Annotated in this window: 16 protein-coding genes; 8 read left to right on the top strand and 8 right to left on the bottom strand. The window is 67.8% G+C overall.

The features are described from left to right. The first annotated feature begins 100 nt into the window (after positions 1 to 100). A complete protein-coding gene (locus tag NQ038_RS03975) occupies positions 101 to 1747 on the top strand; it encodes an AMP-binding protein (RefSeq protein ID WP_257047744.1) in 1647 nt (548 codons plus the stop codon). Between the two features lie 5 nt (positions 1748 to 1752). Here the strand turns inward: NQ038_RS03975 and NQ038_RS03970 are convergent, their stop codons facing one another. After that, positions 1753 to 2982, bottom strand: coding sequence for a PLP-dependent aspartate aminotransferase family protein (locus NQ038_RS03970; protein ID WP_257047777.1), 1230 nt, complete (start codon positions 2980 to 2982; stop codon positions 1753 to 1755). 233 nt (positions 2983 to 3215) lie between these two features. Here NQ038_RS03970 and NQ038_RS03965 point away from each other — a divergent pair, with 233 nt between their 5' ends. Next, entirely contained in the window at positions 3216 to 4637 is a 1422-nt protein-coding gene (locus NQ038_RS03965) for an SLC13 family permease (protein WP_257047743.1), read from the top strand. 183 nt (positions 4638 to 4820) lie between these two features. On the opposite strand, the gene NQ038_RS03960 is transcribed toward NQ038_RS03965, so the two are convergent. After that, positions 4821 to 6431, bottom strand: a complete 1611-nt coding sequence (locus NQ038_RS03960) for a GNAT family N-acetyltransferase (RefSeq protein ID WP_257047742.1) — start codon at positions 6429 to 6431, stop codon at positions 4821 to 4823. Between the two features lie 114 nt (positions 6432 to 6545). On the opposite strand from NQ038_RS03960, the gene NQ038_RS03955 reads away from it, so the two are divergent. Next, positions 6546 to 6926 (top strand): GNAT family N-acetyltransferase, encoded by a 381-nt coding sequence (locus NQ038_RS03955; protein WP_257047741.1) that lies wholly within the window; start codon positions 6546 to 6548, stop codon positions 6924 to 6926. Between the two features lie 140 nt (positions 6927 to 7066). On the opposite strand, the gene NQ038_RS03950 is transcribed toward NQ038_RS03955, so the two are convergent. Together NQ038_RS03950 and NQ038_RS03945 are read right to left on the bottom strand one after the other, a co-directional pair. Continuing rightward, positions 7067 to 8071: a hypothetical protein gene (locus NQ038_RS03950; protein WP_257047740.1), complete on the bottom strand. Its 1005-nt coding sequence runs from the start codon at positions 8069 to 8071 to the stop codon at positions 7067 to 7069. 271 nt (positions 8072 to 8342) lie between these two features. Next, on the bottom strand, positions 8343 to 9647 hold the full coding sequence (locus NQ038_RS03945; RefSeq protein WP_257047739.1) for a cation:dicarboxylate symporter family transporter: 1305 nt from the start codon (positions 9645 to 9647) through the stop codon (positions 8343 to 8345). Between the two features lie 287 nt (positions 9648 to 9934). Here NQ038_RS03945 and NQ038_RS03940 point away from each other — a divergent pair, with 287 nt between their 5' ends. Continuing rightward, complete coding sequence (locus NQ038_RS03940; RefSeq protein WP_257047738.1) at positions 9935 to 11395, top strand: NAD-dependent succinate-semialdehyde dehydrogenase; 1461 nt, start codon at positions 9935 to 9937, stop codon at positions 11393 to 11395. Between the two features lie 246 nt (positions 11396 to 11641). Here NQ038_RS03940 and NQ038_RS03935 read toward each other — a convergent pair whose 3' ends face one another. From NQ038_RS03935 to galU, 4 genes are all read right to left on the bottom strand, one after another. Then, on the bottom strand, positions 11642 to 13405 hold the full coding sequence (locus NQ038_RS03935) for a hypothetical protein (RefSeq protein WP_257047737.1): 1764 nt from the start codon (positions 13403 to 13405) through the stop codon (positions 11642 to 11644). Between the two features lie 206 nt (positions 13406 to 13611). Continuing rightward, on the bottom strand, positions 13612 to 14211 hold the full coding sequence (locus NQ038_RS03930; RefSeq protein WP_257047736.1) for a GNAT family N-acetyltransferase: 600 nt from the start codon (positions 14209 to 14211) through the stop codon (positions 13612 to 13614). Next, a complete protein-coding gene (locus NQ038_RS03925; protein WP_257047735.1) occupies positions 14211 to 14846 on the bottom strand; it encodes a hypothetical protein in 636 nt (211 codons plus the stop codon). Before NQ038_RS03925 ends, NQ038_RS03930 begins: the two co-directional genes overlap by 1 nt. A 39-nt stretch (positions 14847 to 14885) precedes the next feature. Next, on the bottom strand, positions 14886 to 15791 hold the full coding sequence (gene galU / locus NQ038_RS03920) for a UTP--glucose-1-phosphate uridylyltransferase GalU (protein WP_257047733.1): 906 nt from the start codon (positions 15789 to 15791) through the stop codon (positions 14886 to 14888). Between the two features lie 11 nt (positions 15792 to 15802). On the opposite strand from galU, the gene NQ038_RS03915 reads away from it, so the two are divergent. The 4 genes from NQ038_RS03915 (at position 15803) to mscL (ending at position 18099) form a co-directional block, all read left to right on the top strand. After that, positions 15803 to 16450, top strand: a complete 648-nt coding sequence (locus NQ038_RS03915) for a 5-formyltetrahydrofolate cyclo-ligase (RefSeq protein ID WP_257047731.1) — start codon at positions 15803 to 15805, stop codon at positions 16448 to 16450. A 38-nt stretch (positions 16451 to 16488) separates the two neighbouring features. After that, positions 16489 to 16701, top strand: a complete 213-nt coding sequence (locus tag NQ038_RS03910; RefSeq protein WP_257047729.1) for an FmdB family zinc ribbon protein — start codon at positions 16489 to 16491, stop codon at positions 16699 to 16701. Positions 16702 to 16813: 112 nt separating this feature from the next. Further along, entirely contained in the window at positions 16814 to 17470 is a 657-nt protein-coding gene (locus NQ038_RS03905; RefSeq protein ID WP_257047728.1) for an SAF domain-containing protein, read from the top strand. A gap of 212 nt (positions 17471 to 17682) precedes the next feature. After that, entirely contained in the window at positions 17683 to 18099 is a 417-nt protein-coding gene (gene mscL, locus NQ038_RS03900; RefSeq protein WP_257047727.1) for a large-conductance mechanosensitive channel protein MscL, read from the top strand. The last annotated feature ends 15 nt before the right edge of the window (positions 18100 to 18114 follow it).

The following is an 18114-nucleotide window of genomic DNA, read 5'->3' as shown; positions in this document are numbered from 1 at the left end:
TCCCGTCTATCCCGCACCAGGCCCCCGGTCCGGACCCGATCACAAAGCACAATGCGCAGCACGAAAATGCGCAGTACAAAGCAGTACAAAGGAGTACACCTTGACCCAGCCCGCCCCGGACACCTCCACCGGAATCCCCACCGCGGTCCGCCGCAACCACTGGAACCAGCAGATCCTCGGACATGCCAGGGTCCGCCCCGATGTCATCGCCTTCAAACACCGCGGTGTGCCGTACACCTGGGGACGGATCAACCAGCTGATCGAGCACACCGCCGCCGCGCTGGACCGCCGCGGAGTCGGGCACGGCGACCGGATAGCCACCCTGGCGCTCAACCACATCGGCCACATCGTCGCCGCCATGGCCGCCAACCGGCTGGGCGCGATCTTCGTGCCCATCAACACCCGCCTGACAACCCCGGAGATCGCCTACATCCTCGACGACGCGGACGCCAATACCGTCTTCGTCGATCCCGCCCTGTTGCCCCGGATCACCGATTATGCGCAGGCCGCGGGCCGGGCCGCCGCGCTGTCGCGGATCCTCGTCTTCGATTCGGAGGTCCCGGGTGAAACGGGCCTGGCCGAGGCCGCCATCGCCGCCGCGCCCGCCTGCCCGCCCGTCCTCGAACGCCATGCCGCGCTGGCCGCGGAGGACCCCGCCGATTTCATCGCACCCGATGTCGCCGAGTACACGACCTGCATGATCATGTACACCTCCGGGACCACCGGCCGGCCCAAGGGCGCAATGTTGGACTATATGAACATGGTCTCGCAGGCGAACACCATCATCCGCGTCAACGAGGTCCGCACCGACGACGTCTGCTTCGTCACCGCGCCGTTCTTCCACACCGCGTCCTGGGGCAATATGGCGGGCAATATCACGATGGGGGCCACCTCCGTCATCCACCCGCTGGGTGCCTTCAACCCCGTCGAGGTGCTCGACGCCTATGAGGCCGAGGGCGCGAACTTCACCTTCAACGTCCCCCAGCAGTGGCAGCAGCTGTGCGATGCCAGGGACGCGGGCAGGCCCGGCGGTGGCGACTGGGACCTGGCCCTGCGCGTGATCTGCTGGGGCGCGGCCCCGGCCAGTGAGAATCTGCTGCGGCACATGGCGCGCAGCTTCCCCGGCACGAACATCGTGGCGGCCCTCGGGCAAACGGAGATGTCGCCGGTGACCTGCAGCCTGTCCGGGCCGGACTCCCTGCGCAAGATCGGTTCGATCGGCAAGCCCCTGCCCACGCTGCAGACGCGCATCGTCGATCCGGCGATGAACGATGTCACCCCAGGCGAAGTCGGCGAACTCGTCTACCAGGGCCCCAACCTCATGCAGGGCTACTGGCGCAAACCAGAAGAAACCGCCAAAGCCTTCACCGGCGGCTGGTTCCACTCCGGAGACCTCGTCCGCGCCGACGACGAGGGCTTCCTCTACATCGTCGACCGCGCCAAGGACATGATCATCTCCGGCGGCGAGAACATCTACTGCACCGAAGTCGAAAACGTCCTCTTCGACCACCCAGCCGTCCTAGAAGCAGCCGTCTACCGCCGCCCCGACGAACGCTGGGGCGAAGTCCCCATCGCCGCCGTTGCGCTGCGCGAAGGAGCCCAGCTGACCCTGGACGAACTGCGCACCTGGCTCGACGACCGACTGGCCCGCTTCAAACAACCCAAGGACCTCGTCTTCGTCGACACCCTGCCCCGCAACGCCTCCGGCAAGGTCCGCAAAGTCGACCTGCGGCAGGCACAGGGCTGAATGATTCAGTCCTGAATGGCCGACCGGAGGTCGTCCCACAGATCCTCGACGTGCTCGATGCCGATGCTCAGGCGCAACAGGCCGGCGGGGACGGACTCCGGTTCTGCGGCGTGCCTGCGCCGCCGCTCGATCAGGCTCTCCACCCCGCCCAGGGAGGTCGCCGGGGTGAACAGCCGCACCGCCTCCGCCACGCGCACCGCCGCCTCGGCACTACCCATGTCCACGCAGATGATGGAACCGAAGCCGCCTGACATCTGGGCCGCGGCGCGCGCATGGCCGGGGTCGGTGGGCAGGCCGGGATAGCGCACGCTCATTCCGGGCACGACCTCCGCCAGATCCGCCAGGCGTTCGGCCAGCAGCTGCGCGTTCGACATCGAGCGCTCGACGCGCAGCGCCATGGTCCGCAGGCCCCGCAGACCCAGCCACACCTCCATGGGGCCCGCGATCCCGCCGTGGATCGAGCGGCGGGTCAGGACCGCCTCGCGCAGGTCCTCGCGCGAGGTCAGGACGGCGCCGAGCACCACGTCCGAGTGCCCCGCGATGTACTTCGTGGCCGAGTGCACGACCAGATCCGCGTCCATTTCCAACGGCTTCTGGACCAGTGGGGTCGCGAACGTGTTGTCCACGCAGACATAGGCCCCGGCCGCGTGCGCGCCGGTGATCAGCGCGGGCATATCGGCGACCTCGAGCATGGGGTTCGTGGGGCTTTCGATCCACAGCAGCACCGCGCGTTCGGTGCCCGCCGCGTCCTGCGCACCACCGGTCTGGGAGTCGGCCCCGGATGTGGCGGTGGCGTGCGCGGCAGTGGCCGTGCGCACCGCGGCGAGCACGGCCTCGGTGTCGGCGATATCGACGGTGACCAGGTCGAAGCGGCCCGAGGCCGCCGTCGCCCCCGCACCCGACAGCGCGCCCATATAGCAGTGCTCGGGCATGATGACGGTGCCGCCGGGGGCCACCGTCTCCAGGGCAGCGGATATCGCCGCCAGGCCCGAGGCGAACACCAGTCCGGGCAGCTTCGCACCCTCCAGCGTGGCCAGGGCGGATTCGAACGGATCCCAGGTGGGATTGCCGAAGCGGGCGTAGCCGTAGTCATCGGCCGTGATGTCCTCGGTCCCGATGAAGGTCGAGGTGAAGACCACCGGAGGGTTCAAGGGCGCATCGTGGGCTCGGTCGGGCCGGCCCAGATCGACTACCAGTGTTTCCGGGGCGAGCGGGCGGTCGGCGGAGGTGCCCATGGCGGGCTGCGCGTGCGATGGCTGCGCTGAATCAGTCGTCATGGTCCCACCCTAGACCCGGCCGGTTCCGACACGCCCTTGTAGATATGCGCCAAAGCTGAGTGATTGCCGTACGTTTGGATGACAAATCCTGTCCACGCGGCGGCACACTGGAGTGCGCGCTTCGTTCACCGCCGGCGGCACCCCACCAGGTGCGCCGGCCCATCCACCGTCTCCCAGAAGGAGCCCTGCTTTTGACCGCCCAGTTAGTCGCGATCCTGATATTCATCGCCATCTTCGCCGTCGGTGCCATCCGCGGTGTCCACATCGGCGTGCTGATGCTCGCCGGCGCTGCGGGCGTCGGCCTGACGATCGCACATATGAAGGCTGCGGACATCGTCGCGGGCTTCCCCCTGGACATCATGGTGCTGCTGGTCGGAGTGACCCTGTTCTTCGCGATCGCGCAGACCAACGGCACCGTTGACCGGTTGATCGACATGGCCCTGTCCAAGGTCGGCGCCAATCCACTGGTGTTGCCCTTCGTGTTCTTCGTGCTCACCGGCTGCATCTCCGCCATGGGCGCGCCCCTGGCCGGTCTGGTGATGATGCCCATCGGCATGCAGGTGGCACGGCGCTACAACGTCAACTTCGCCCTCATGGGCATGTCGATCTGCTTTGCCATCGGCGCCGGCGGTTTCGCCCCGACCAGCCTCTACGGCATCGTCACCTATGGCACCGCGAACAATGCGGGCATCGACCTGGGCGGCTTCCAGTTGTTCGGAATCGCGCTGGCGACCTATGCGCTCATGCTCATCGCCGCTTATCTGGTGCTGGGCCGGGACTCCTTCCGCGCCCACCGCGCGGCGAAGCGCCTGGCGGTGACCGGACCGGATATGGAACACAACGACAATCCCGTCTACCAGCCCAAGTCCGGCGCCTCGGCGATCAGCCGCGGCAAGGCCTCGACGTCCACCGTGCAGTTCGGCGAGGACGACGAGGACCAGGCGATGTTCACCGCCGATGACGCCCACACCGGCGCAGAGGCGACCGCAGTCAAGGGCCTGACCTGGATGCAGATCGTCACCTGTGTGGCCATCGTCGTACTGCTGGCCAGTGTCGTCGTGCTGGCCGCCTTCGGTCAGAAGCCCGACATCGGCCTGATCTGCTTCGGCCTCTCGGCGATTCTGCTGCTGTTGGACCCCAGCGCTTCCAAGGGCGCGATCACGAAGATCGACTGGTCGACCGTGTTGTTGGTCGGCGGCATCATCACCTATGTGGGCGTACTCGAGGAAATGGGCGCCGTCGAACTGCTGGGCCAGGGGGCCAAGTCCATCGGCTCCCCGCTCATCGCCGCCTTCGTCCTGTGCCTGGTCGGCGGTCTGGTCTCCGCCTTCGCCTCGACCACCGGCATCCTGGCAGCACTCATCCCGCTGGCCCTGCCGATGGTCGCCGACGGCGCGCTGCCCGGCTGGGCGCTCATCGCAGCGCTGGGCATCTGCTCGGCAGTGGTCGACGTCAGCCCCTTCTCCACCAACGGCGCCACCGCCGTGGCCACCGCGCCCGAGTCCGAGAAGCCCAAGCTGGTGCGGATCTTCACGTGGTTCGGCATGTCGATGGTCGTCGTCGGCCCGGTCCTGCTGGTGGGCGGCCTGGTCTGGCCCGCCAGCCTGTTCTAGGCACCCTCCCCCGCCCCCTAGTCCTGGCGTCCCGGTCTAAACGTTCCGGGCCAGGCGCCCCAGGCCTCACATTCGCAGGCACTTCGGTCTGATTCCCGGCAGGGAAATCGGACCGAAGTGCCTGCTCTTGTTTGAGCCGTCCGGGTCCTCGGTACTCGGGTTCGAGCCGTTCGGGTCACTCGGCTACAGGTCCAGGGCCAGTTCGACGAACTCCAGATCGTCGACCTTCGGAATGCCGAAGCGCGGCTGGCCGTACGGGAAGGGCTCCGTGGCGCCCGTGCGCGCCCACCGCTTGCGCTCATAATAGGCGATGAGGTCGGAGCGCTTGTTGATCACCGTCATCCGCATCCGGCTCGCCGCCCAGTGCTCCCGCGCCCAGTCCTGTGCCACCGCCATGAGCGCGCTGCCCAGTCCCGATCCCTGCCGGGTGGGGGCCACCGCGAAGGTGCCGTAGTAGGCGGTGCGCGCATCCTCGCGTTTGAGCAGCACAGTGCCTGCCAGCGCGCCGGAGTCCCCATCGCGCACCACCAGGGTCACGGAGTCCGGATCGGCCAGGGCCGCGGCGGCCATCTCGGCGTCCAGTCGCTGACCGCCCAACAGATCCGCCTCGGTCGTCCAGCCTGCGCGGCTGGAATCGCCGCGGTAGGCCGATTCGACCAGTGCCACCAGTTCCCCGATATCGGCCGAGGTCGCAGCGGCCAGCCGTAGCCCCTCCCCCAGCCGCGACTCGACGTGGCCGGCTGTAACCGTGGTGCCGCTGGTCCCCGCCCCGGACTCGGTCGAGTCACGCAGGGCTTCGTATGTCCAGGCCGCGAGCGCCGCGTCCTCCCAGCCCATGCCGGCTGTTTTGAACACAATAGGACCGGTGTCCGGCAGATTCCGGCCCTCCGCCACGACGGTGTCACGGAAGGTCACCGCGTCTGCGGGATCGAACAGGCCCTCCCGCTGGGCCAGCAGGGCGTCACCGCATTCGGACAGGACCGCGGCCCGGCTTTCGACGATCACGGTGGCCCGGCCCATCAGCTCCGCTGGCAATTCACGGCGTTCGGGGGCGTGGGAGCCGGCTGCGACGACCACGGCATCGTCTTTGACGTCGGCCGCGGCGAACAGGGGCTCGCCGGACGAGGTGACGGTGATGACGAGATCGGCTGCGCGCAGTGCCTCCGCGGCCTCCGGAGTGTTTTGGAGGACCTCGGCACAGCTCAACCCGGTCGTCTTCTCCGCCGCGCCCGTCGGCTCGGCTGCGGTCTGCTCAGCTGCGGTCTGCGGCCGGCCGGGGGTGCGCGCCAGGCCGGCCAGGACCTCGGCGGCACGGCCGGCGGTCCGCACGAACACGTCGACATGGTCGAGCGGCACGACCGCCGCTGCGGCCCGCAGATGCGGCAGCGCCTGGACGCCATTGCCGAACAGCGCGACCCGCACCCCCGTGGGGAACCGACGGCGCAGCGCATGGAAGACACCGGCCAGAGACACCGCCGGGGTGCGCAGTGCTGTCAGTGCGGCACCCTCGACGCGGGCCAACTCGGCATGTGTGGTGCCGTCGTACAGGGTGCAGGTGCCCTGGATGTACGGCAGTCCGCGGGCGGGGTTGTCCGGGGTCAGGGTCAGGACTTTGAGCGCATCATAGGTGCCGTAGGAACCGGGCATATAGAGCAGGGTGCCGTGCGGCAGGGAGCTCGAAAGGCGTTCGGGAACCGATTCCGGATCGACCCGGGTCACGGCCTCCATGATGGTGCGGATGGCGCGCGCCGGGGTGAGCGCGGAGTACAGGCTGTCTGCGGAGATGTCGAGCATGAAGCTCCCTTGCGGTTCTGTGATTGGCTGGCGCGGATTGTCTGGCTCGATGGTACGGAGGGCTTGTGACTCACCTCATTACCCTGTGTTTCAGGTTATGCGTACGATGCGGACATGAGCAATTTGCAGGTGGATATTCCCGCGGGCGCCAACAGATACGTGGGCGTATTGCCCGAACGCCCGGACGTCCCGGTGGCCTTCGCCGCCTTCTACGATGAGTCGGGAACGGGTGTGTCCCCGGAGGCGGGATCGGCCGCCGGGGACGCCGTGCAGACCACGGCGCCTGCGGCCCCTGCACCCACGACCCGCGTGTTCAACCACACCGTGACCGTCCCCGAGTTCGGCGGCCGGGGCTATGCCGCCCAAGTGGTCCGCGCTGCGCTCGACGATGCGGTTGCCCGGGGCCTGCGCATCAGATCGGAGTGCTCCTATGTGACGCACTTCCTCAGCGAACACCACGATTGGGACGCCCACCTGGCCCCCGCCCTTCCATAGACACCATCCTGGCGCGGGATTTACGTGCTATAGCAGGTAGATCCCGCGCCGACTTGGTGTCTGTGCGCCGGCTTGGTGTTTGCGCCAGGATGGTGTCTCGGCGCGGGTATGGTGTCTGCGCGCTGAGGCGGTGCCTGGCTTCATGGCAGCAGGCCCAGGTCCCGCATCCGGCGCTTGAATGTGCTCGGATCGACGACCTCGGCCCACATCGGGCGCTCCACCCGATACCCCTCGGCTTCGAGGCGGTGTTGACGGCGCTTCTCCGCGAGCAGGGGATCCTCACCTGCCCGCCGGTAGCCGCCCTGTTCAACGGTCTTGTACTTCGCCGCCCCGTCGACCTCGATGATGGTCGTCCCGTTGACCCGGAAGTCCACCCTGGCGATGAGGGCCCCGTGCCGATCGTAGATCGGCACCTGCTGTTCGACCACGGGTACCATTCCACATTCGTAGAAGCGGACCAGACACAGGCTCTCCCCCGGGCTCTCTGCCAGCCCGGTGGCCAGGGACAGACAGGTCCTTACCCGTCTGCTGTGACTCAAACGCCAATCGGATTCGACGATCAGCGCCAGCTGCCCGCGCACTCCACCGGCGTCCGGGGCGCCCCGCAGCAGATGGTCCAGCGCGATCACCCCGGCCTCCAGCGATATGTCAGCGGCCAGGTCCACAGCCGTCCGGACGGGGTCGGTGACTTTGAGCTGGCCCCATCCCAACACCTGCGCGGATGGGATATCGCGCTGGCGGCGTCGGAGCACGGCCTGGGTCCGCGATCGGTCAGGACTGCTGACCGTCACGTGGCCGGGTCGTGCTTGCAGGATCGGAATGCCGTGCACCAGTGCCGCCGACTCATGGCTGACCACGTCACTGTCCCTGATACCGGATACCACCTGGACCAGACCCACATGCACGCCGGCCCAGAATCTGGCGCGCAGCCCGGTATCCGAGCGGTTCGCCGACAGTTTGCGTACGATTTCCAGCATCGCGGAGTCGTCGATGAAACGGTGGAACTCCGGATGCCCCGTACATTCGGCGAGAACGATGTACGCTCCGCGGGCCACATGGGACAAGCAGCAGCGCAGCCCGCGGCGCAGGGCCTCGTGCCGGATTCCCACGGCGGTAGCCTGTTCGGCTGTGAAGACGTTTCTCATGCCGGCAACTTTGGCGCGGATGACCGCCCGGGTCCAGGGGCCGATTCCCGTCTGTGGACAACCCGATCGGTCCACAGCCCGGAACGACGCAGGGTCGCACATGTGTCCACAGGCGCTGGTCCCTGGGTGGGGAGCTCGGCGTCCCGGAACACCAGATCATTCGTAGACACCATCCTGGCGCGGGATTTACGTGCTATAGCAGGTAGATCCCGCGCCAGGATGGTGTCTATGCGCCGGCTTGGTGTCTACGCGCTAACCGGATGCCCGGCGCTCAGTGTTCGTCGACGAAGTTCACCTCGTCGAAGGGATCGCTGCCGTTGAGGACGCGTTGGACCTGCTCCTTGTCGACTTCCTTCGTCCAGGTGCCGACCAGCAGGGTGGCGACGGCGTTGCCGGTGAAGTTGGTCAGGGCGCGGGCTTCTGACATGAACTTGTCGATGCCCACGATCACGCCCATTCCGCCCAGCATCTCCGGCTTGTGGGCGGACAGGCCGGCGGCCAGGGTGGACAGTCCCGCACCGGAGACCCCGGCGGCTCCCTTGGCCGCGATGATCATGACGACCAGCAGGGAGATCTGCTGGCCCAGATTCATCGGATCACCCATCGCATTGGCGACGAACAGCGCCGACATGGTCAGGTAGATCGCGGTGCCGTCGAGGTTGAAGGAGTATCCGGTGGGCACGACGATGCCCACCACGGGCTTGGACACGCCGATGTGCTCCATCTTGGCGATCAGCCGGGGCAGTGCGGATTCGGACGAGGAGGTCGAGAAGATCAACAGGTATTCCTTGCCCAGGTACTTCATGAGTTTGAAGATGTTGAAGCCGGTGAACAACTTGAGCACCAGCCCCAGGATCACGGCGATGAACAGGATGCACGTCAGGTAGAAGGCACCCATCAGGATCGCCAGCGAACCGATGGCGGCCCACCCCGTCTTGCCGACCACCGCAGCGATCGCCCCGAAGGCGCCGAACGGGGCCGTCCACATGATCCATGACATGATCTTCAGAACGACCTTCTGAATGACCTGGACCAGCTCCAACAGCGGCTGCCCCTTCTCCCCCATTCCCTGCAGGGCGAAGCCCACCAGCAGCGCGGTGAACAGGGTCGGCAGCACGGGCACATCGCCGGGGATGATCTCGAAGACCATATCCCAGGCGCCGTGCCCGCCACCGGACTTGCCCGCCTCGTACGCGCTCAGGTGCAGTCCGTCACCGGGATGGATGACATTGCCGACGAACAACCCGATGATCAGGGCCAGGGTCGACATGATGAGGAAGTACACGATCGCCATGATGCCGACTTTGCCGACGGTGCTGGCCTTCGCGATCGCGCCCACGCCGGTGACGATGGTGCAGAAGATGACCGGGGCGATGATCATCTTGATCAGCGCGATGAAGATATCGGCCAGAACCTGCAGTCCGCCGGCGGCGGGGCCGGTCATGAGGCCGACGATGACGCCCAGAACCACGGCGAAGATCACGCCGATGTAGAGCCAGTGGGTCCGGTCCCTGTGTTTCACGGCCGCAGGGGGTGCGGGAGAAGTGGGCGCAGCCGGGGTCGGCGACGATGTCATGGGGATGCTCCTTTGGGCAATAAGCGGGTCCGCGCACGGCGGCGGGACGCATATCGGGGATTGTGTGGGGTAGGGATGTGCGTGCTGGGCCGGGGAAGGCCCACACCTTTCCCATTGAACATCCAGTTCCCTTCCAGGTCAAACCATTTGCACATCGCATACACCCGCGCCCCGTCCCACCAGGTGAACCGTGTCCCTGGGGTGGTCGGGGGTTTCCTACTACACTTGGCCCCAAGGGTGTAACCCTCGCGAGCACCCGCTTATCCCTTAACGAAAGGCACAGCAACATGGACGTGCAAGCCATCATCGACAAGCTCCACACCGGGGTTTACATCAACGGCCAGTGGCGCGATGCCGAGGGCGGCAAGACCATCGACGTCGTCAACCCCGCCACCGGTGAGGTCCTCACCCAGATCGCCGATGCATCCGAGGCCGATGCGCTCGAGGCGATCAGGGTCGCAGGCGAGACGCAGAAGTCCTGGGCCCGGGTCCCCGCCCGCGAACGCGGTGAGATCCTGCGCCGCGCCTTCGAACTGCTGGGCGAGCGCAAGAACGAGATCGCAGCGGTGATGACCGCGGAGATGGGCAAGCCCTTCTCCGAGGCCCTGGGCGAGGTGAGCTACGGCGGCGAGTTCTTCCGCTGGTTCTCCGAAGAGGCCGTCCGTGTCAAGGGCGAGTTCATGAACTCCACCGATGGCAACACCCGCATCATGGTCTCGAAGGAACCGGTGGGTCCCGCCATCCTCGTCACCCCCTGGAACTTCCCCCTGGCCATGGGCACTCGCAAGATCGGCCCGGCGATCGCCGCCGGCTGCACCATGGTGCTCAAGCCCGCCAAGCTGACGCCGCTGACCTCCTTCTTCCTCACGGAGATCCTGGAGGAAGCCGGTCTGCCCGCCGGTGTGCTCAACGTCGTCACCTCCAACTCCGCGCGCCGCGTGGTCACCCCCTGGATGGAGTCGGGCATCGCCCGCAAGATCACCTTCACCGGTTCGACCGAGGTGGGTGTGGGCCTGCTCGAACAGGCCGCCAAGGGCGTTATGAAGACGTCCATGGAACTGGGTGGCAACGCCCCGTTCGTCGTCTGCGAGGATGCCGACGTCGACAAGGCCGTCGAGGGCGCAATGCTGGCCAAGATGCGCAATATCGGCGAGGCCTGCACGGCTGCCAACCGCTTCTTCGTCCACCGTGCGGTGGCCGAGGAGTTCACCCAGAAGCTGGCCGCGCGGATGTCGGCGATGACCGTGGGCAACGGTCTGGAAGACGGCATCGAGGTCGGTCCGCTGGTCGAGGAGGCCGCGCGCGACAAGGTCGCCGGCCTGGTCGACGAGGCCGTGGCCGCCGGCGCGACGGTGGTCACCGGTGGGGCGAAGGTTGAGGGCGCCGGCTTCTTCTACGCGCCGACCGTCGTCACCGATATCCCGGAGCACGTTGCCCTGCGCAGCGAGGAGATCTTCGGCCCGGTCGCCCCGATCATCGTCTTCGACACCGACGACGAGGCCATCGAGAAGGCCAATGAGACCGATTTCGGCCTGGCGGGTTACCTGTTCACGGAGAATCTGCAGCGCGGCCTGGACCTCTCGGAGCGGCTGGAATGCGGCATGATCGGCCTGAACACCGGTCTGGTGTCGAACCCGGCTGCGCCCTTCGGTGGCGTCAAGCAGTCCGGTCTGGGCCGTGAGGGCGGTTCGGTCGGCATCGACGAGTTCCTCGAGACCAAGTACACTGCGGTCCCCCGCTTCGCCTGAGCCGATGCCGCCGGGCGGCGCACCGCCGCCCGGCGGCCCTGCTCACCCCCGGGTGCCGGGCAGGACCCCTCGAGTGGCCCAAGGCCCGCCCACCGGCGCCGAATAGACGAGGGCCCCGATCCTGATCAGGATCGGGGCCTCGTCATGGGTTCTGCCCTATGCTCCGCCGTTCGAAGCCACTGCCGTTCGAAGCCGCTGGGCCCGCTCGAACTCACGCCGGGCACCAGCTACCGGGCAGCCGCCCGCTCAGGCGCGACGGCGGGCCAGCACGTCGTCCAGCGAGCCCAGACCGGAAGTCCCGGTCGCCGGCAGCTCGACGGCGGCACTGGAGCGCTTCGACTCCCCACCGCGGATGGCCGCGCGGCCATGGGCCAGGGGCCCGTCCTCGCGGCTCGCATCAGTCAGTTCTGCACGCTCACCGACTTCGGCGACGAAGGACTCCGCCGCGGCATCACGATGACCGCCGGCGTAGGAAGCGGCATCAGCCTGGCGGGCGGCCGAGGCCACACGCGGCACCTCGGGGGCGTTGACATAGGTGGGAACGGGCACGCCGGCCGGCTTCCACGCCGAGCCCAGGTGCAGTTCGGGCGCGGCAGGGGCGGGAGCCGCCTCCGGCTCGTCCGGCGCCGCGGGCGCGGCCGGCTTGGAGCCCTGCGCAGCAGCGGGGCTCGCCTTTCCGGGGGCTGCGGACCCACGGCGCATGATGACGTTCGTGTCCTCTTCATCGTGGCCGATGACCACCGGCGCCGGCACCCGGTCCGGCCGCTGCGGAACGGTCGGGGCGGGGCCGGCAGCGCTGGACGTCTCCTCCGGGCGCGGGGCCTGTGCTGCGGCGGTCTGAGCGGCCCTGGCGAGACGCGCCTGACGGACCGCTGCCGCCTGCGAGGCCTGCGCCGGGGTGCGAACTCCGGCGGCGGCCCGGGAGCGCGGCTTCGATTCGGTGGCGGCGGCAGGCCGGTCCTGGGCCCTGGGACGTACCTTCTCCTGCCCAGCCGAGCGAGCGTTTTCGTCTGCCGGGGCCGGGCGCTGCGATCCGGTGGACCGGCCTGCTGCGTTCCGCTGCGCGGCAGGACGCTCAACCACGGGCCGCTCGGCGGGCCGCTCGCTCATGGCGGGGGCCTCGTCGGCGGTGAAATTCAGGAAGACGACGACCAACAGGCTGCTCAGGCTCAGAGCCGCCGAGAGCACTGGCACGGCCAGCAGCAGCGAGGTGAAGATGCTCAGCACCGCCGTGACCAGGGCGACCAGGCCGAATACGGCGAAGGACAACCCGAACATGCGCTTGAGTCCCGCCGCCCGTGGGGTGGCGGTCGATCGGGCCGGAGCGGCGCTCGAGTCCACCCGGGGGGTGGACGTCCGGGCGGTGGGCCGGTGGGCCGGACCATGGGTCACGTGCGTACCGGGACGGTGCTGCGCATTGTGCATAGTCATATCCAAACCTGCAGTGGTCGACGATGTGGGTCCGAGGGTGCTGCCGATGGAGCCGTGATCATCCATCCTGTCATGAACTCTGATATCTGACGACCCCACGATGTGCAATCCGGTGGGTGCCCCGGCCGACTCGCCGGGTCCGGACTGGGTTTCCAGTACGATGGGAGCCCCCTGCCCCACCGCCATCGGCAGCACCTGTTCCTCCGGCTGTTCGACGCCCTGTTCGGCGCCGTCCTGTTCGAGTCCGCCGGACACACCGGCGCCGCGCGCCAGGTCGCCCTCGACCACGCGCAGACGGGGCGTCTGCGGGCCCAGGATGAGATGGGCCGCCGGGGCGGACTCCGCCGTCCCTGACAGGGGCAGCGACGGTCGGGCCGTCGGGGTGAGTATCCCCGGCAGGGAGCCTGCCGCACCGCAGTCGGCGCGCACGTCCACGTCCGCTGTCACGGGAAGGGCGGTCTCCGGCAGCGTGTCGCGCTGGGACTCCTGGGCCGCAGTATCCCCACGGCGAGCCAGAAGGGGCAGGGCGAACACGAACAACACGGTGACGATGACTGCGATCGCGATGCTGGTATCCACATACTCACCCTAGGGTGAGTAACCGTCCGGGGAGAGGATAAAACCTGGCGTGTCCGCGAACACGCAAGAATTCCTAGGACTCTCACATGTGTAGGCCCACATTCGCAGGCATACCGGTAATCGGAATCACACCGGGTGCACGCCACCGGAAATCCGAGGCCCACCCGGGCCCCGACCCTCTGTGGACCTGAGCACCGCGCCGACTGCTAGCCGCCCGCGCGCCCCGCACGCCGGTAGGCGGTCAGCAGCCCCTCGGGCACATCCGTGGCCAAGAGCGCGAAACTCAGGTGATCGGCCCACTGCCCGTCGATGTGCATATAGCCGCGGCGCAGGCCCTCGTAGACGAATCCCAGTTTCTCCACGACTCGCAGACTCGCCGCGTTCTCCGGTCGGATGTTGATCTCCATCCGGTGCAGCCCCAGTGTGAGGAAGCAGTAGTCACAGGCCAGTGCCACGGCCCGCGGGGTCAGACCCCGGCCCGCGACCCGGCGGTCGATCCAATAGCCCAGGCTCGCTCCGCAGATCGAACCCCACTGCAGACCCGACACCGTCAGCTGACCGCGGAAGTGCCCGTCGACGCTCAGGGCGAATGGCAGGAAATCACCGGACCGGGCCGCGCGGGTCAGTCCGCTGCGCACCCGCTTGAAGTCGGTCTCCACCTTCTGCCCGTTCGGATAGCTCGCCTCCCAGGGGCGCAACCAGTCACGGTTGTGCGCTCTGACCTCGGCGTAGGCACGGGCATCGGAGCGGGCCAGGGGACGCAGCTCGAGTTCGCCATCGCTCAGCCGCACCGGCCACTGTCCCATCAGGCGCTCCCCAGGGGTGTGTCGGGGTCATCGTCCGGACCCGCGCCGGGGGCCCGGCTGGAATCGGGCCGCGGGCGCGTCGGCAGGTGCAGGATCTTGGCCTCGCGCTGAGCGCCGCGCAGGGGGATGGGGTCCTCGGCCAGGCCCGGCGAATCGGGCAGGAAGAAATCGGAGTCGGTGGGCTGGACGCCATAGGACACCTCGATCAGCAGTGGCAGGACTTCGTGGAGCGAATCGAAGATCGCCCCGGTGTCAGCGGGCAGGACCAGCACCAGGGTCGTCCCGATCCAACCGGCTGCGCAGTCCTCGAACATCGCCCGCCCATAGCCGGAGGCGTACTGGATGGAACGGACCAATTCGCTCAGTCCCGGCAGCGGGTGCTCGAGCACCCGCCGGATCCGGGCCGACGCGTCGTTGCCGCGACCCGGGCTGAGCCGGGCCACGACCACCACCACATCGACACCACCCGCATTGCCCGTGCACAATCCGGCCAGTTCCGACACCGGCGCCGCAGCACGGCGGACCGTGAAGTCGTGGCCGGCCAGCACATCGCCTGCCACACTCATCACCTGGGGCGGCGTCGTTGTGTCCGCGACCACCAACAGGGCGCTGTAGAGCCGGTCATGGCTGGTCATCGTCCGCCTTCGGTGGTGCTCATCGGGTGTGGTGGGGTCTCAGTCGAGGCCCGCGACGTAGTCCCGCAACCAGGCATTGAGCTCCTCGCCCAGGTCATCGCGGCTGCCGGCAATTGTGACGACGGCCTTGAGATAGCTGAGCTTGTCCCCCGTATCGTAGCGCAGGCCATCGAACACGACGCCGTAGACGCCACCCGAGGCATCGTCCTGGGCCAGGGTCTGCAGCGCATCGGTCAGCTGGATTTCATTGCCGCGGCCGGGCTGGGTCTCCTTGAGGACGTCGAAGATCTCCGGGGCCAGCACGTACCGGCCGATGATCGCATAGTTCGAGGGTGCCTCGGCGGCGTCGGGCTTCTCCACCAGACCGGTGATGCGCACCGCCCCGTCGACGTCCTCGCAGGGTTCGACCGCTGCGCAGCCGTACAGGTGGATCTGGTCGGCGGGGACCTCCATGAGCGCCACGACGCAACCGCCGGTGGCCTCCTGGACCCGGATCATCTCGGGCAGGATGGGATTGCGCTCGTCGATCAGGTCGTCACCGAGCAGCACGGCGAAGGGATTGTCACCCACGTGCAGTTCGCCCTTGAGGACCGCGTGGCCCAGGCCCAACGGCTCACCCTGGCGCACATAGTGGATGTCGGCCAGTTCCGAGGAGTACTCGACCAGCTCCAGCTTCTTCTCATCGCCCTTGGCCTTCAGCGCCGCCTCGAGCCCGTCGACGTGGTCGAAGTGGTCCTCCAGCGGCCGCTTATTGCGCCCGGTGATCATCAGGACGTCCTCGAGCCCGGCGTGCACGGCCTCTTCCACGACGTACTGGATGGCCGGCTTGTCGACCACCGGCAGCATTTCCTTCGGTGTGGCCTTCGTTGCGGGCAGGAAGCGGGTGCCCAGGCCGGCCACGGGGATGACGGCCTTCTTCACACGCTTGACTTTCTGTTCACTCATAGGATCATTCTATGCTGGTGTTCATGTCCCCCACCCAATCCGCAGATGAGCCCCGGCTTAGAAAGCCGGAATTGCGCGCCGCCGTCCGCGCGGCCAGGGCCACCCGCCGTAAGCGCTCGCAGGACCCCGTGCTCACCCCGCCGGCCGGCTGGGATCCGGCCCGGTTCCACACCGTGTTGGGGTATGCGGCACTGCCGGGCGAACCGGATGTCGATGGCCTGCTGCAGCAGATGCACGACGCCGGAGCCGAGGTCTGGCTGCCGGTCACCACACCTCATCGCCCCCTGGCCTTCGCCCGGGTCACGGGGCCCCTGGCCGAAATCCCCGCCACCGGGCCGTGGGGTATCCGCGAACCCGCCGGCCCGCGGGTCGGTGCTCCCGAGCTGCGGCTGGGCGGCGACGGCACGGGGCGCGAAGCCCTGGTCCTGGTGCCCGGTCTGGGCTTCGACCGGACAGGCGCCAGACTGGGGCAGGGTGCGGGGTTCTACGACCGCACTTTCGGCCCGCAGGGGCTGCGCCCGCTGACCGGGACGGAGGGCACCCAGGTGGTGGGCGTGTGCTTCGCCGCCGAGTTGGGGGTTCCCGTGGACGCCCGGCCCTGGGACCTGCGGGTGCCGGCGGTGCTCACGGAGTCGGGTCAGCACAACACCGACTCCTGACGACGACTATAATTCCTAAGGTCTTAAGAAAGGTCGCCATGCCCACGTACTCCTATAGCTGCAAGAACTGCGGACACGCATTCGACATCCACCAGGAATTCTCGGATGCGACTCTGACCGAATGCCCCGAGTGCGGCGGCCGGCTCCGGAAGAACTTCGGCACGGTGGGTGTGACGTTCAAGGGCTCCGGCTTCTACCGGACCGATTCCGCTTCGAGCCCTTCCGCCGCGGGCTCCTCCTCGAACGACTGACGGTAGGCCTGCGGCCGACCGAAGGTCACAGGGGCCGTCTATCGTCGCGGTTTATCCACAGGTTCACCCGTAGGGCTGTTTTCGGGCACCACAGTGCCCGCAGACTGCCGATATGAGACTCTTCGGCCCCGTCCAGTCATCCGCCCGCTCGGCTCGGGTGCCCATCCACGCAGGCCTGCTCCAGGCGATCCGCGATCACCGCAGGCTCGCAGCCGGCGTGGCCATCGGCCTGGCGGTCACCCTGCTGGCCTGGGCCCTGGTGCCCCGTGACACCACCGGCGCACCCGTCGTTGTCGCAGCCAGGGACATCGCTGCCGGCGCGACACTGTCCGCAGCGGACCTGCGGCTGGCCCGACTGCCGGACGAGGCCCTCCCCCACGAGCACTTCACCGATCCGACCCAGCTGGAGGGCAGGGTGGCCGCACAGAACCTGCCAGGGGCATTGGTGCTGACGCCGGGGGCGGTCGCGGCCCCTGGCAGCGGACACCCGCAGAAGGACCATGTCCTGGTCCCCGTGGGGATCGCGGACGAGGCCTACGCCTCCGTCCTGCAGCCGGGCCACCGGGTCCGCGTGTACGCCACGGCGGACACGGGCGAATCGCGCGATTCCACCCTTGTCCCCGAGGCCCTGGTCACCGCGGTGCAAAAGCGCGGCAATGGGGCACTCGGTGGGACGACCACGGTCATCACCCTGTCCGTCCCGCAGGATCGGGCCGGCGGGCTGGCGGCACTGTCCGGTGCCGGCATCGGCTTCGCTCTGTTGAACTGAAGCGGCGTCCCGGTATTGCCACCGGAGCACAGCCTGCTCCGACAGCGCACAGGGGCGAACCGGTCTGTGCTGCGTGCACGGTGCCATACATCACTACTCCGCCGTGAAATCGACCGCCCCAATTACCCCAGGGTGGCGGCTTTCTCCACTACATTGGGTGAGGTACCGGCTGGCAGATCAGCCAAGCGCACCGTCAATCGAAGGGAACCCGTATGTTCAAGGGATTCAAGGAGTTCATCCTCCGCGGCAATGTCATCGAACTGGCCGTCGGTGTCATCATCGGCGGTGCGTTCACCGCGATCGTCACCGCCATCACGGACAAGATCATCAACCCGCTGATCGCCGCGATCGGCAGCCCCGACATGGGCGGCCTGGGCTTCCACGTCAGGCCCGGAGTCGACGCCACCTTCCTGGACTTCGGCGCCGTGATCACCGCGGCCCTGAACTTCCTCATCATCGCCGCCGTGGTCTACTTCGTCATCGTCATGCCGATGAACAAGCTGGCCAATATGCGCAAGCGCGGCACTGTGGACGAGGAAGAGGTCCCGCCGACCAGCGAGGAACTGCTGGCCGAGATCCGCGACCTGCTGGCGGCCAACGCCAAGTCGAACAACGATCCGCAGCACTGATCCGGCACCGGGCCG

This window comes from Brevibacterium sp. 50QC2O2 (assembly GCF_024580675.1).
GTDB lineage: Bacteria > Actinomycetota > Actinomycetes > Actinomycetales > Brevibacteriaceae > Brevibacterium > Brevibacterium moorei.
This window is presented reverse-complemented; position numbering and strand designations above follow the sequence as displayed.

Bases quoted from the DNA above. Each gene is read 5' to 3' on its own strand.
- NQ038_RS03970 (WP_257047777.1), bottom strand. From the start codon at position 2,982: ATGGGCACCTCCGCCGACCGCCCGCTCGCCCCGGAAACACTGGTAGTC.
- NQ038_RS03960 (WP_257047742.1), bottom strand. From the start codon at position 6,431: ATGCTCGACATCTCCGCAGACAGCCTGTACTCCGCGCTCACCCCGGCG.
- NQ038_RS03955 (WP_257047741.1), top strand. From the start codon at position 6,546: ATGAGCAATTTGCAGGTGGATATTCCCGCGGGCGCCAACAGATACGTG.
- NQ038_RS03950 (WP_257047740.1), bottom strand. From the start codon at position 8,071: ATGAGAAACGTCTTCACAGCCGAACAGGCTACCGCCGTGGGAATCCGG.
- NQ038_RS03945 (WP_257047739.1), bottom strand. From the start codon at position 9,647: ATGACATCGTCGCCGACCCCGGCTGCGCCCACTTCTCCCGCACCCCCT.
- NQ038_RS03940 (WP_257047738.1), top strand. From the start codon at position 9,935: ATGGACGTGCAAGCCATCATCGACAAGCTCCACACCGGGGTTTACATC.
- NQ038_RS03930 (WP_257047736.1), bottom strand. From the start codon at position 14,211: ATGGGACAGTGGCCGGTGCGGCTGAGCGATGGCGAACTCGAGCTGCGT.
- NQ038_RS03925 (WP_257047735.1), bottom strand. From the start codon at position 14,846: ATGACCAGCCATGACCGGCTCTACAGCGCCCTGTTGGTGGTCGCGGAC.
- galU (WP_257047733.1), bottom strand. From the start codon at position 15,791: ATGAGTGAACAGAAAGTCAAGCGTGTGAAGAAGGCCGTCATCCCCGTG.
- NQ038_RS03915 (WP_257047731.1), top strand. From the start codon at position 15,803: ATGCTGGTGTTCATGTCCCCCACCCAATCCGCAGATGAGCCCCGGCTT.
- NQ038_RS03910 (WP_257047729.1), top strand. From the start codon at position 16,489: ATGCCCACGTACTCCTATAGCTGCAAGAACTGCGGACACGCATTCGAC.
- NQ038_RS03905 (WP_257047728.1), top strand. From the start codon at position 16,814: ATGAGACTCTTCGGCCCCGTCCAGTCATCCGCCCGCTCGGCTCGGGTG.
- mscL (WP_257047727.1), top strand. From the start codon at position 17,683: ATGTTCAAGGGATTCAAGGAGTTCATCCTCCGCGGCAATGTCATCGAA.